Here is a 14,336-nt window from a genome sequence, read left to right on the forward strand (position 1 = left end):
CCATGAAAACGATCGGCCTGGTCGGCGTCGGCGCGATGGGCGAACCGATCGGCGCCACGCTGTTGCGCGCCGGCATGACGCTGCGCATCTGTGCTCACCGCCGCCGCGAGCGAGTCGATCGCCTCATCGCAGCGGGCGCCGTGGAAGCGTCAGATCCCGCCGCCGTCGCCGACGGCTGCGACGTGCTGATCATGGCGCTGCCGGACTCGCCGCAAGTCGAAGAGGCGCTTTTCGGCTCGCGCGGCGCGGCGCCGTCATTGCGGCGCGGCTCCTACGTCATCGACATGTCGACCATATCTCCCGTAGCGTCGCGCGACTTTCACAAGCGTCTCGCGGAGCGCGGCGTCGCCATGATCGACGCGCCGGTCTCCGGCGGCCCGGCGCGAGCGGCCGACGGCACGCTTGCGATCATGGCCGGCGGCGAACCGGAATCGTACGCTGCCTGCGAGCCGATCCTCCGCTTGCTCGGCACCCCCACGCGCGTCGGTCCCCCGGGTATGGGCGAGACGGTCAAACTCGTGAATCAGATCATCATCTCATCCGTCATGATCGCGAACATCGAAGGGATGCTCTTCGCAAAAAAGGCGGGCGCCGATATCGACCTCGTGCGCCGCGTGATCGGCTCCGCGACCGGTTCGAACTACATCCTGGAGAAGTGGCTGCCGCAGACCTGGTTTGCGGGATCGCACAAGGGCGGATTCGCGCTCGATCTCTTGCGTAAGGATCTCAATGCCGCGCTGAAAGCGGCAGAAACGATGGGCCTATCGATGGTCCTTTCCACGTGTGCCGCTCAGCGCTACGGCGAGGCGGCGAGGGACGGCCTTGGCGCCGACGATTATAGCGCGGTCGCTGTGCCGTACGAACGCGCCGCCGGCGTCAATATCACCGATTAATATTTTTCGCACGAGTCGTGCGCGCTCTGCGGCTTCCCATTCACCGTGTAGTTGAACACGCGATCGATACGCGTCGGCGTGGAGCGGCGCCACAGGACGGTTCCGTGCGAGGCTGCTTCAGGCTGATAGAAGGTTCCCGTCCAAGTCCATCCGTTTGACGCGGGTCCCGGTGATGTGTTCGTGGCGAACGTGCCGTCGCCGTGAAAGTCGTAGTATATCCACTCTTTGAGCTTGGGCACGTAGCCGACATACGCCGTGCCGCCGTCGGCGGAACGCGGTCCCCATTGCACGGTCGTCCAGCCGACGCCCGGCGCAGGCGCGATGTGCCAATGATATCCACCGGTACAGGTCCACGATCCGGCGAACGCTTGCGCGAAAAGGCTTGTCGCGGCTGCAGCAAGTGCGAGTAGCATGGCGATCATCCTTTCGTGATGCCGTCGATGTGTTTCGGCCGGGAACATTGGTCGGAACGAGCGGCGAAGCCTAGGGGCCGACTCGCGTCGGCCCCTTCAGAAGCGTGGTCGGTCCCTTCAGAAGCGTGGCGCTTGCGTTGAACGGTGCCTTACGGCGGCGGCGTCGCCGATATCACGCAATCGATCCGGTTCGGCGTGTTGAAATTGTGGTCTTCCTCCATGACGCCTTGGCCGTACGCGTAACCGTATCCATCCGTGGACGTGCCGATCATGTGCGAGCCTTCAAAGAATTCATTCACCTGATAGACGCCGAACGTCGTCGGGTTTGTCGGACCAGTGCCCCAATAGAAGCGACTAATGGTTCCGCCGTTCTCTGCCGGGTAGTCGTAGAATTTTCCGGCCGGCCCCGGGCTTGCGGCTTGTATGACGACGGGCGACGCAAGCGGCTGCGGCGACGAACCGGCAGTCGCCATGTAGCCGTAGAGCAACGTGTCGCCGGCGGCATCGTTGGCGAGCAGCTGAATTTCGTCCGTGCTCTGCGTCGGCGAGGATGGGATTTGTTCCTGATATTCGTATGTGAGCGTCCCGTTGACAGTAACGCTGCCGATGACTCGGTTCGTCTTTGGAAAACTCGATGCGCCCGGCGCCGGTGTGCCGAGGTAGCACTTGTAGGTCCACGCATCGCCGACGGCCAGCGGTTGGTAGAACTGCATGATCGTGGGCGAAGGCGATGGCCGCGGACCCGGAAGTCCGCCGCCTCCGCCACCCCCTCCGCCGCACGCCGCGAGAAGCGTCACTAAGCCCACGAGTCCGAGCATCCATTTCATACGCCGATCATGCCAGGTTCGCTGTTGAAAAGTCTCAAACGATTGCTCAAGGATGTCTCAAGACGGCTCGAATTCTCCGAACGGTGCGCGCCTCGGCGCGCTTGAATATTCGTTTGGCCCCTATCGCATGCGCACCGACGACATGATCCTGTATTTTCGGGATGCTGCTGTTCCGCTCGCGCCAAAGGTCGCGCAGACGCTGCTCGCGCTGCTCGAGCGCGCCGGACGGGTTGTATCTAAGGAAGAACTTCTCGAGACCGTGTGGGGCGGCGCCGCGATAGAGGACGCGAATCTTTCGCAGAACATCTATACGCTGCGGCGCCAATTCGAGGCGACCGCCGGCGAATCGCTCATCGAGACGCTCCCGCGCCGCGGCTACCGGTTCGCCGGACGCGTCAGGCGCGCGGCTCCCGATCGTAGGGGGAGAAGACGGTCTTTGCTCGTTGCGAACGCTTTACTCGCAGCAGCGACCGCGTGCGCGGGGTGCGGGGCCGCGCTCATCGTCTTTGCGAGCACCGTCGGCGTGCGCGCCCCGGTGACGACGGCCCCGCCGGCGCTCGCTGCCAGCCAAGCCTACTGGACAGGCTGGTTGTACTATCGCGAAGGCACTGACGAAGGATTCCGCACTGCGCTGCGCTCGTTCAAGCAAGCAGCGGACTTGCAGCCTTCGGATCCGCGCGGTGCCGCCGGCGAGGCGATGACCTATGCTTCGCTCGCGGACAGTGAGGGAGATTCGCCCTCGGCCGTCGCCGATAGCGCGCATGCTGACTGGCTTGCATATCACGTGCTCGCAAATCATCGCGATTCCGCCGCTGCACTCGCGGCAAAGGGATTCGTTGAATTCGACATCGATGGCGCCTTTGCGGCCGCGACGCGCGATCTACGGCGCGCCGAACATCTCGATCCGCAGAGCGCGCCGTCTTACATATGGTACGGCAGTGTGCTGCTCTGGCAAGGAAGATTATCGGCGGCGCGCGAGCAGCTGTCGCACGCGACGCGGCTTGATTCGTCGCTTCCGAGCCTGGACTATCTGTTGGCGTGGGACTACTATTTCAGCCGCGACTTCGACAACGCGATCGCTTTCGCCAAGCTCGCAATCGCCGACCCGTGGACCGAAAATGCAGGCCGCCTGCTGCTCGCCGCAGCCGATGAGGGCGCAGGCCGATTCAAGCCCGCGATCGCCGCAGTTGCGGATCTGGCTCCCGGACCGACGGATGACATCGCCGCGAGCGCCACGCGCGCCCACGTCTACGCGACGATGGGTGATCGTGTCGACGCAGCTCGCGAGCTCCGTACGGTCGAGCGGCTCAGCGAGCGCTATAAGCAGCGGCCTTTGCTAACCGCCGTCGCGTATCTCGCAAACGGCCGGTTAGACGAGACGTTCGCTTGGCTCTCGCGCCTATCGCAGATCGATCGCACCGTTCTCGAAATGGACCCGCGCCTTGATCGCGCGCGACAAGATCCGCGGTTCTCGAAATGGCTCCACGGCTAAGCCTCGTCTGAAGGGGCCGACTTTCAGTCGGCCCTGGATTGGTTTCGCCTAGGGCAAGCGGTGTTTGCCCGGCTACGGAACGACGCGGGCAAGCGATACTTGGCCCGGCGCCGAAAGATTGTCGACATGATGACCTACGCCACGCTTGACGGACCGCGCACGATCAGCTGGCGCGACAAACCTCTGCCGAATCCAGGACCGGGCGAGGTGCTCGTACGGATTCGCGCGGCGCTGACGTGCGGCACCGACCTCAAAACGTTTCGGCGCGGACATCCAAAGCTGCAATTCGGGCCTTTCGGGCACGAAGCTTCCGGTGACGTGATCGCGATCGGCGAGGGCGTGACATCGTTCTCTCCTGGAGATCCCGTCATGTGGGTGCAGACCGCACCCTGCGGCGGCTGCGAGGCATGCCGCGCCGCCAAAGAAAATCTTTGCGAAAAGCTCTTCGACGACATCGCGCTCGGCGCATACGGCACGCACTTACTGCTGCCCGACAAAATCGTGCGGCGCAATCTCTATCGAAAACCCGCGCACCTCTCGTACATGGAGGCCGCGTTCTTGGAGCCATTAGCCTGCGTCGTGCATGGCTGGTCGGTTCTCCGCCGCGCGAACGCACGAGAGCCGCTTCCGCACGACGTGGCGATCGTCGGCGCAGGCACGATCGGATTGCTCCACCTGCTCAACGCGGTGCAAGCCGGTGTGCATGCGACCGTCATAGCGCGCGGCGCAGATCGACTCGACCTTGCCATGCGGCTCGGCGCCGACGAGGTCCTCGACGCGGTGAAGGTCGAGGACGATCCTGCGGACCGCGCCATAAACGCGGCGCGTTTCGATGCGGTGATCGAATGCGGCGGAACGGCCGAGAGCTGGAACACCGCGGTTCGACTCGTCGCACCTGGCGGGCGCGTTCTTCTGTTCGGCGGACTGCCGGCGGGCGAGCGCGTAGCCTTGGACGCGGGCCGCATCCATTACGACGAACTAACCCTCCTCGGCACCTTCCATTTCTCGCCGGACGACGTTCGCGAAGCGCGGGACCTGCTCGCGGGAGGCGCGGCAAACGTGAAACCGCTCGTGAGCGGCATCGAGCCGATGAGCGCGTTGCCGAGCGTGTTTGAGCGGCTCGATAAGCGCGAAGGCTTCAAGTATGCTTTAGTCCCAGAGCCCGCGCGCGTCGGGTGGATTTGAGGCGTGCAAGCGCGAAACGCCGAGATTCCGATATGCCGACGACGACACGCGCGGCGGTCTACGACCGCGATGGCAGCATAACGCTAAAGGATCTAGCGCTCGACGCGCCCGCCAAGGGCGAACTCGTCGTGCGCATCACCGCGTGCGGCATTTGCCCGGGCGAGGTGCTCGCGTGGTACGTCGCGCGCAAAGCACCGTTCGTGCTCGGGCACGAACCGGTCGGAGTCATCGAACGCTGTGGTGACGGTGCTGCGCCAGGCTCCAACGGCGCAAAGCCGTTCGCGGTCGGCGAACGTGTCTTCATCCACCATCACGCACCGTGCATGACGTGCCGATCCTGCCTACGCGGCGACCACGTCCAGTGCGCGACGTGGCGTTCGACCCACCTCGTGCCGGGAGGCATGGCGACCTTTGCGGTCGTGCCCGAAGCAAACGTGCGCGCCGACGTGCTGCGCCTGCCCGATGCGCTCGGTGACGACGCCGCAACATTGATCGAACCGCTTGCGACCGTCGTCAAGTCGGTGCGCCGTTCGCGCATGCGCGCGCGCGATCGCGTGTTAGTCATCGGCCTCGGCGTCATGGGTCTACTGCACATCGCGCTGATGCGCCATCGCAACGCGGGGTTTGTGCTCGCGGCCGATCGCGTGCCCGAGCGTCTCGCATGCGCCACGCGCATGGGCGCCGATCGCGTGCTCGATGTCTCGACGGATAAGATCGAAGAACTCGTCGCATCGGAGACCGGCGGAGACGGCGCCGACGTCGTGATCGTCGGGCCGGGGTCCACAGATGCGATGGAGAGCGCGTTGCGCTGCGCAGCGCGCGGCGGTACGATCGTGCTTTTCACCCCGCTGCCGGAACGCGATCGCTGGGAGCTGCCGGTACATGACGTCTACTTCAAAGACCTCACGATCACCGCAAGTTACTCCGCCGGACCGGACGATACGCGCGAAGCGCTGGCGCTTCTGAACGGCGGACTCGACGTCGCGCCGCTCTTCACCCATCGTTTCCCCTTAGACGGCGTCGTCGATGCATACCGGCTCGTCGCGCAAGCGCGCGAAGCGCTCAAAGTCGTCGTATATCCAGGTGCGCGATGAAGCATGAGTTTGATCCGGCCTCATTCTCCTGGCGCGGCATCGAGACAGAAGGCTACCGTGCGGGGCGAGAGGATCTTCCGGATCAAGGCTACCGCGGCGTCACGCGCTTCACGATCACGTCGCGCGAAAGCGTTCCTTGCAACTTTGAAGTCCGCTACTTCGAGATCGCGCCCGGCGGGTATACGCGGCTCGAGCGGCACGCGCACGTGCATTCCGTGACGGTGCTGCGCGGTTCGGGCTATGCGATTGTTGGTTCGGAGATCCACGGGCTCGGATCGCACGATCACGTCTACGTACCGCCGCAGACGCTGCATCAATTCGTCAACGACGGCGACGCGCCGCTCGGATTTCTCTGCGTGGTCGACGGTGAGCGCGATCGGCCCGAGCAGCCGAACGCGCGCGATCTAGACCTCTTGAATAGTAATGATGCGACACGCGGGCGATATAAGCTGTAGCAGGCAGGCCTCCCCACAACTCCCAATAAATTAGTTGCTATTCGGATTCTGAAGCGGCCGAGCCACATGCAGGCGCCGACTTCATGTCTGCCCACTATGATGGAGCATCTATCATGACGCGTTTCTTGGCATGCATCGCTTCCTTATCGTCGCTGATCGTCGCGATCTCCGCGGCCGGGCCGGTCCAAGCGGCCGGATCTGCAAGTCCGAATCCGGCGGCTTCGCCGAGCGACTACCAGCAGTTCGTCGCCGGCCTGACGCCGCAGAACGGCCTCTTCACGCTGTGGCGTAAAGATGGAAAAGTCTATCTCGAGTTGACCAAGGATCAACTCGACACCGACTTCATCGAGACGTCCACGCCGGAAACGGGGATGGGCGGTCTTGGCGTCGCGCCGGGCAATCCATATTACCAACTGGCGCGCGTCATGCGCTTTTCGCGTCAAGACAACAACGTCGTCATCACGTTCCCGAACACGTCGTTCGTCGCGCCCGACGGATCGCCGTCTGCGCTTGCGATCTCGCAAAACTTTCCGCCATCCGTTCTGGCGGTGGAACCGCTCGCCGCGACCGACCCGGCTACCGGCAATGTCGTCATCGACGCTTCCCCGTTCCTCGGCGATGTCTCAGATATCACGGACGGCATCCGCGGCATCAGCCAGGACCCACAGAGCCAGTATCATCTCGACCGCGGCAAGTCGTTGTTCGGAGTCTCGAAGGATTTTCCCGACAATGTGATCCTTGAAGCGGTTCAGACGTGGACCACAGACTTGCCTGACGCATCCGTGGACAACATGATCGACCCGCGCAATTTCCAGCTGAAGATGAAATACAACATCGCAAAGGCGCCGCCGGCGGGTTCGTACATGCCGCGGATCGCAGACGACCGCGTCGGCTACTATCCGAACATCCTCTTGGACTACGAGGCGAACTTGGCGCGCGCGCGACAGTTGCGCTACATCCTGCGCTGGGACGTCCGACCGTCCGATCCAAGCAAGGCGCTGTCGCCGGCGATCCATCCGATGGTCTACTATTTGTCGGACACGATCCCGTTTGAATATCGCCAGCCGATCAAAGATGCGCTGCTGACATGGAACAAGGCCTTCGAAAAAATCGGCATCAGCGGAGCGGTGCAAGTGCGCAACCAACCCACCGATCCGTCGTGGGATCCCGACGACATCAACGTGAACGTCGTCCATTGGCTGACGCAAGCCTACAACGGCGGCTACGCCCAAGCCGGCACGGTCTGGGATCCCCGCACCGGTCAGATACTGAAGACATCGATCGTGATCGATGCCGACCTCGTGCACTTCTCGGGACTGACGATCCAGGACTACGTCGCGCCGACCATCGACGCGGCCACGCCACGCGCGCCGTTCAGCGACGAGCTGCGCTACGGGCAAGAAGCGCGCGCTTCGGCGGCGTTTGGGATGTACGCCCTCGCGGCGATGGGCGCGCCGCTCTCGCAATCGCAGCTGTTGAAGTATGCGCAGGACAGTCTCAAAGCGATCGTCCTCCACGAGTCCGGCCACGAGTGGGGCTTGCAGCACAACTTCATCGCGTCAGAAGCGTATTCCGCAAAGCAGTTGCAGAGCAAAGCGTTCACGTCGCGCTACGGCATCGTGAATTCGGTCATGGAATACACGCCTGTCAACTTGTGGCCGCGCGGCGTGTCGCAGGGGGCGCTCTTCCAGACCGTGCTCGGCCCTTACGATTACTACGCGATCCACTGGGGCTACGCCGCGATCCCGGGCGCAGCGACGCCGCAAGCAGAGGTGCCGACGCTCTCGCAATGGGCGCAAGTCTGGCAGCAGCCGTTCTACCGCTTCGCGATGGATGAAGACGTCCAGTGGGGCAACGGCCACGCGATCGACCCGCGCGTGAATCAGTTCGATCTATCCAATGACAACGTCGGTTGGTGCGGCGCACAGCTCTCCATCGCCGACGATCTCATCGGCAAGATCTCCAAGCGCTTCACGTCGCTCGGCGATACGCACGATGCGCAGCAACAGGCATTTGGCGCGGCATGGCGCGTCATCTCGCGCTGCGTCTCGTTTGCAAACCACTACGTCGCCGGCGAGTACGTCTCGCGAGCGCACATCGGCGACCCCGGAGCGCCGCTGCCGTTGACCGCTGTCTCACGCTCGGATGCGCGCCGCGCGTTTGACCTGCTCGATCGCCGGCTTCTCGGTGCGAACGCTTTCTCGTACCCGGCACAGACGCTGCGGCAGATGGTCTACACGGAATGGGTGACGGACTTCCCCCAGCCGCTGTGGGCGTACAACCCTCCGCTGCGCCACGACGTGCCGGTCGCGACGCTTGCGGAATCGCTGCAAGCGGCGACACTGTCGCGGTTGTTCCAACCGACGATGCTGCAGCGGCTCGACGACCTGTCGCTGAAATATCCGGCGGGTTCCACGATGAGCCTGGCCGATCTCTTCGCGTGGACGCAAGCGTCCGTATTCGGGGATCTGCGTTCGAACGGCGCACCGAGCGAGATCCATCGCAGCGTCCAGCAATGGTACGCGCATCTGCTCGCGGGGCTTGTTCTCTCACCCGGTGCGGGAACTCCCTACGACGCGCAGTCCCTTGCGCGCGCCGAACTCGTGGATCTCCAGTCAGAGCTGAATGCGGCGCGGTCGCGCGGCGGCCACGACGCGATGACTGCCGCGCACCTCGCGAGTTTGCAAGTGCTGGTCGATCGAACGCTCAACGCGCAGATCGCGCTGCCTGCCCCCGGCTGATCGCGGGGGTCGACAACTACAGGGACGGTCGGCCTAGCGAGGCCGACCGTCGATCGATCAATCCCTAAAAGAAGTCGTTGCGTTCGGCGCCATCATACCGACCCGACCGCAAACAACAGCGCTTGAACTTGCGGCCCGACAGGCATGGGCACAGGTCATTTCTTCCGAGCTTTTCCAGAAGTTGCTTGTCGGTGTGGACGATTCTGAATGCCCCTCCGGACTCGTGTTTCGGACGGGAATCCTTTGCGCCGTTTGCTAGTGGGTTCGAAAGCTAGGCGTTTGGTCGTGGTGTGTCTTGCGTGTCATGATCGTACCCTCCGTTTCGCTCTGATGGCGACGATGCATGGTAACACGATCGCGCGGCACGCGTCAATTTCGCGATATTCCGTTGCGAACATTAGGCGTTGGTGAGAACGCTGCCGGTGACGTAAGGAAGCGCGGCCGCGGCGCCAGAAATGCCGCGGCATCATGGAAGAGCGGCGCTGGGTCCGGGCGGCAGGCACGAGCGAGATGGAGTTCTACCAGCGCGCTTCGAGCAAGGACCGTTCGTGGGCTGGCTTCGAGTGCGCGCTGTACGACACGTCAGGGGGTCTCGTCGAAGTTCCGGCCGCGCTGTCGTATCACGTGAGCATGCACGTCGGAGCGCCTGTTTTCGCTTCGTGCCGCTGCGATGGTCCGATACACAAACGCTTGCAGACCGCCGGCGACATCGACATCGTGCCGTTCGGCTGCGCTGCCGCATGGGAAGACGACGGTCCGACGTCGATGCTGAGCATGCGGCTCTCGCCGGCACTCGTGCGGTCGGTCGCTGATTCTATGGGTTTGAATCCCGACCGGCTCTACATCGAGCCGCAGTTGCAGATCAAAGATCCGAAACTGCAACACCTCGGGTGGGCGGTCAAAGCAGAACTGGAGGCGATCGATCCGTTCGGCCGGCTCTATGCCGAAAGTCTCGGCACCGCGCTTGCCGTGCACATGTTGCGTCGTTACGCGCCAAGGATCGAGCTGCCGGCAGGACGCGGCCTGTCGAAGAGACAGCTGAACCGCATACTTGAATACATTCACGATCACCTCGGTTCCGATCTTTCACTCGCCGAGCTTTCGGAGGTCATCGGCGTCAGCGCATCGCACCTTAAAGCGCAGTTCAAAGAGAGTACCGGAACGCCCGTGCACCAATACATCGTCCAACGCCGGGTCAACTATGCCGTGGAACTGCTGTCGGGCGGCAAGCGCCGGCTTAGCGAGGTCGCGTTGCAGGCTGGATTCGCAGATCAGAGCCATATGGCGCGCTGCATGCGCCGCGTCATCGGCATGACGCCTTCAGGCGTCATCGCTCGTCACTCGTGACGGTGTTCACGCGTTCGGCAGTTGCGGTCGTCTTGGCCGCTGCCTTGTTGTCAGGTTCGATGGAAATCGGCGCGCCCGCGCGCGCGGCGGGCGTCGCATTGCTGCAAGATTTCACCGGCGGCGCCGGCTGGCTCAACGGCTCGCCACTCACGCCCGCTGATCTGCGCGGCAAAGTCGTACTCGTCGATTTCTGGGAATACAACTGCGTCAATTGTCTGCGCACGCTGCCGTACCTGAAGGCGTGGTACGCACGCTATCACGCCGACGGATTCGAGATCGTGGGCGTGCACTCGCCGGAGTTCGGCTTCGCGGGTGATCGCCAGAACGTCGCGAGCGCCGCGCAACGGCTCGGCGTCACCTGGCCGGTCGTCATGGACAACGATCACACGATCTGGACGCGTTACAACGTCGAGGCATGGCCGACAGAAGACCTTTTCGATCAGGACGGCAAGATCGTCGAACTTCAGCAAGGCGAAGGGAACTATCCGCAGACCGAAGCGAAGATCCAAGCGTTACTGAGAGCCAAGAACCCGACGTTGAAACTGCCGCCCGTGATGGCGTTACTGCCGCAGGATAACTACGACAAGCCCGGAGCGGTCTGCTATCCGCAAACGCCGGAGATGTTCGTCGGCCCGTGGCATGGGCAGATGGTCGCCGATGCCGGCGCCTTCAACGACCCCGCCAAGGACACGATCTATCAGGATCCGGGCGCGCCGCATCGCGAAGGGGCGATCTACCTTCAGGGTTACTGGCACGCGACCCAGGACCTGGAAGGCATGGTCTCCGGCGGAAGTGACGGCTACCTGCAGCTGCACTACAAGGCGATTCAGGTTCTCGTTGTCATGAAGCCTGAGAGCGGCGGTTCTGTGCGGGTGGTCGTCACGCAAGACGGCAAACCAATCGATCGCGCAAATGCGGGCCCCGATATCCATTTCGACGCGAATGGCGCCTCGTACGTGACGGTCGATGCGGCCCGCGCATACGAGATATTGGATAACGTTCATTTCGGCGAGCACGAGCTGCGGCTTTCTCCGCAACATTTCGGCGCGGGGATTTACGATTTCGCATTCGAGTCATGCGAGGTGGGAACCGACTCGTAATAGGACGAGCATCGCTCGCCCAACCGCGCCCTCGCCCGATCGCGCGCTCGCCCAAATCAGGACTTCATGCTGCGCGTTGCCAAGAGCACGCTCGTGGGCGTCCGTCTTCACACTCATCGATTTGCAACGGTCGCGTTCGCTTTCGTGGCGTCATGCCTCGGCGCCGGTTCCATGGGCGTGGCGCTTGCAGACCCCACCCCTTCGCCGACGCCGACGCTCGCGACGCATCGGATCTCGGTGCACTCGACGATCGAGACGCTCTTTCTCACGCAAGGCGCGTCCGGTCCGGGCTTGCGGCCCGTAGAAGGCCCGGGATTTGCGAACGGGGCGCCTGCGGCGCCGGTGTCGCCATACGATGTGTTCTCCGGCGCCCCGATGGTGCCGGGACTCGTCGGCCAAAACCAGCTGACGCTCACTGCGGCGTACCGCGCGAAAGGCGTTGACTTCGCCATAACGTTTGGCGCCGAATCACTCGTCGGCGATCGGACGAACGAGGAGTATTGGGCGGAGCCGCTGCTACCGGAAGACAATCCGCATCTCGGCTCGCGGGCGATCGGATTATCCATCGTCTTTCCGACCCATCCTGGGACCGACGACTACATCGGAACACGCGCGGGGATTTCGCAGGCAAGTATAACATCCGACGGCGGCAAGCTATCGCTGCGCGGCGGATGGCTGAATCTCAACCAGTCGCTTGGCTTTGTCTTCACCGCACCGCCGACGACGAACGCGCTCGCCGGACTGCTGCTCAAGACGCCTGAAAGCCTGAATCCAAACTCGCCGGCGCTCGACGCCTGGGCCGCTCCGCCGTCGACACTCCCGATGCGCGGCCTCGATCTGACGTTTAGCGGCCGGCGCTTCAGCATCGAGGCGACCGATGCGGCGTTGCCTGCGTTGCCGGGCACGCCCGTCCGGCTGACCGGCTTGTCGGTCGGCGGCTTTGACGACGCGGGGCATGGCGCCATGGTCCAGACGATCGACGTGCGAAGCGGCGGCACTCCGATCATCACGACCACCGGCTTCGGCGCAGCATTGCAGATAGTTCCGACAGACCAAGGGCAATTCGCCCTCAGCACGCTTTATGGCCAACGCGAATCCATAACCGGCGCACGCATCGCCGAGCCGATCGGTCTCGGTTTTGACGCGGCGGTGGACTATGCGCATTCGGTCTATCAGGCCGACGGTCTGGGCAAACCGCAAAAGGCCGGAGGATCCTGGGCGCACGCGTCGCTTGCGCACGGCCTCGGATCGGCTACGCTTACGCTGCACTACTACCGATTCGAACCGACGTATGCGACGATCATCATGCCGTACGGCGTTCCCGAAAATGTCTGGAGCGTGGCATACTCGTGGCCCGGTCCATGGTTGAAATCGAACTATCAACTGGTCGATACGACCGCGCTGGGCGTCAACCGTCAGGGACCGATGATCGCGTATTCATTCGCTTCGAAGACGGTCCAGGCGAATGCATCGTATGCATCGTTCAAACAGATCACACCGATCACGTCCGCTAGTCTGACCGACCTTGGATTCGTCGAAGGATTCTTTCTCGTGCAACGCGACCCGGCCGACGCGACGCTGGGGAGCTTCAAACGCCTGGCAACGTATGTCGGAAAGACGTTCGGATTCGGCACGCTCGGATTGGACTTCGTCGACGATGGCTTGCATCGCGATGCGAGTCCGCGCGCGCCGTTCGATGCAGTGTCGTACGACGTTCCGCAGACAGTGCTGAGCTGGTCGCGTCCTATCGGCGATCGGGCGCTGCTCGGCGCCGGCGCCGGCTACTACGGCATGCGCGGATCGTGGGCGGACGGGGCGGCGACGAACGTCGACTACGGGATGCACGCCTACTACGCGGGCGCGCAGTTCGCTCAAGTCGGGAGCGGCGCGCTTATGGTCACATTGCGCCGTTCCGACCTGCGAGGCGCGCCGTATTTCGGGGCGCTGCATGCGTTGCGATATGGTTCACCGGCCTTTGACGCGACGACGCTGCTAGTCGAAGAACGCCTGAAGATCTGAATCGGCGGATCGCGGATGTACACACCTGGCGTGCTTATCTTCACCATCTTCGCTGTCGGTGTGCTGCACACGCTCGTCCCCGACCATTGGGCGCCGATCACGCTTATCGCGCGACAGCGCGGCTGGACACTGAGGCAGACCGCCCGGGCGGCTGCCGGCGCCGGCCTGGGCCACGTCGTGTCGACGTTGATCATCGCGATCGTCGTCTGGTTGGCGGGCGTTGCATTCGCGCAACGCTTTGGGGATCTCGTCAACATCTTGACGAGCGCCGCGCTCATCGCGTTCGGCGGCTGGGTGGCGATCGGCGCGCTGCGTGAAGTTCGAGAAGCGAAGGACGCGAGCGTTAACCAGGAACAATCCAATTCGCTTCGCGTCGATACAAGCGCAACGTCGTCGCGCACGGCGCTGCTTCTCATCCTAGGGTCCTCGCCGATGGTGGAAGGCATCCCGGCGTTCTTTGCGGCTTCCCGATACGGGATTGTCGTGATCGCTGTGATGTCTATCGTGTTCGCCATCTCGACGATCGCCACGTACGTGGTCTTGTGCGTCACGTCAGTCCGCGGCATGCAAAACCTGAACTTTGGCCCGATCGAACAATACGGGGAAGTGATCAGCGGCTCGATCATCGCGCTGCTCGGCATCGTGTTCTTATTCGTCCGCTAGCTCCGGTGTAGGCGGACCTTTATGGTCCGCCGGCATGTGGTGTAGGGCGGACCTTTATGGTCCGCCGCTGCGCAATCAAATCGCGCCCACCATCCCCTGCCAAATAT

At 63.2% G+C, this 14,336-nt stretch carries 12 protein-coding genes; 10 read left to right on the plus strand and 2 right to left on the minus strand.

Annotated elements, in window-relative coordinates:
- Positions 1–2 precede the first annotated feature (2 nt).
- Entirely contained in the window at positions 3–893 is an 891-nt protein-coding gene (locus tag VKT51_04095) for an NAD(P)-dependent oxidoreductase (GenBank protein ID HLJ83345.1), read from the plus strand.
- Here the strand turns inward: VKT51_04095 and VKT51_04100 are convergent.
- Complete coding sequence (locus VKT51_04100) at positions 890–1,315, minus strand: hypothetical protein (protein HLJ83346.1); 426 nt, start codon at positions 1,313–1,315, stop codon at positions 890–892. The genes VKT51_04095 and VKT51_04100 overlap by 4 nt on opposite strands.
- 140 nt (positions 1,316–1,455) lie before the next feature.
- Positions 1,456–2,133, minus strand: coding sequence for a hypothetical protein (locus tag VKT51_04105; protein HLJ83347.1), 678 nt, complete (start codon positions 2,131–2,133; stop codon positions 1,456–1,458).
- 52 nt (positions 2,134–2,185) lie between these two features.
- Here VKT51_04105 and VKT51_04110 point away from each other — a divergent pair, with 52 nt between their 5' ends.
- The 9 genes from VKT51_04110 to VKT51_04150 all read left to right on the plus strand — a co-directional run bounded on the left by VKT51_04110 (position 2,186) and on the right by VKT51_04150 (position 14,229).
- The gene (locus VKT51_04110) at positions 2,186–3,625 is read left to right on the plus strand and encodes a winged helix-turn-helix domain-containing protein (protein ID HLJ83348.1); all 1,440 of its coding nucleotides are present in this window, start codon (positions 2,186–2,188) and stop codon (positions 3,623–3,625) included.
- A 126-nt stretch (positions 3,626–3,751) separates the two neighbouring features.
- Positions 3,752–4,810, plus strand: coding sequence for a zinc-binding dehydrogenase (locus tag VKT51_04115; GenBank protein HLJ83349.1), 1,059 nt, complete (start codon positions 3,752–3,754; stop codon positions 4,808–4,810).
- A gap of 32 nt (positions 4,811–4,842) precedes the next feature.
- Complete coding sequence (locus VKT51_04120; GenBank protein HLJ83350.1) at positions 4,843–5,904, plus strand: zinc-binding dehydrogenase; 1,062 nt, start codon at positions 4,843–4,845, stop codon at positions 5,902–5,904.
- Positions 5,901–6,359 carry a cupin domain-containing protein gene (locus VKT51_04125; GenBank protein HLJ83351.1) on the plus strand — a complete coding sequence of 153 codons (459 nt, stop codon included), beginning with the start codon at positions 5,901–5,903 and terminating at the stop codon, positions 6,357–6,359. The genes VKT51_04120 and VKT51_04125 overlap by 4 nt, the downstream gene beginning before the upstream one ends.
- A 113-nt stretch (positions 6,360–6,472) precedes the next feature.
- Positions 6,473–9,100, plus strand: coding sequence for a zinc-dependent metalloprotease (locus VKT51_04130; protein ID HLJ83352.1), 2,628 nt, complete (start codon positions 6,473–6,475; stop codon positions 9,098–9,100).
- A gap of 468 nt (positions 9,101–9,568) precedes the next feature.
- A complete protein-coding gene (locus tag VKT51_04135) occupies positions 9,569–10,447 on the plus strand; it encodes an AraC family transcriptional regulator (protein ID HLJ83353.1) in 879 nt (292 codons plus the stop codon).
- Between the two features lie 2 nt (positions 10,448–10,449).
- Positions 10,450–11,547 carry a redoxin family protein gene (locus VKT51_04140; GenBank protein ID HLJ83354.1) on the plus strand — a complete coding sequence of 366 codons (1,098 nt, stop codon included), beginning with the start codon at positions 10,450–10,452 and terminating at the stop codon, positions 11,545–11,547.
- A 66-nt stretch (positions 11,548–11,613) separates the two neighbouring features.
- Positions 11,614–13,566 (plus strand): hypothetical protein, encoded by a 1,953-nt coding sequence (locus tag VKT51_04145; GenBank protein HLJ83355.1) that lies wholly within the window; start codon positions 11,614–11,616, stop codon positions 13,564–13,566.
- A 30-nt stretch (positions 13,567–13,596) separates the two neighbouring features.
- Positions 13,597–14,229, plus strand: coding sequence for a hypothetical protein (locus tag VKT51_04150; protein HLJ83356.1), 633 nt, complete (start codon positions 13,597–13,599; stop codon positions 14,227–14,229).
- Positions 14,230–14,336 lie beyond the last annotated feature (107 nt).

Source organism: Candidatus Eremiobacteraceae bacterium (genome assembly GCA_035295225.1).
Taxonomy (GTDB): domain Bacteria; phylum Vulcanimicrobiota; class Vulcanimicrobiia; order Eremiobacterales; family Eremiobacteraceae; genus JABCYQ01.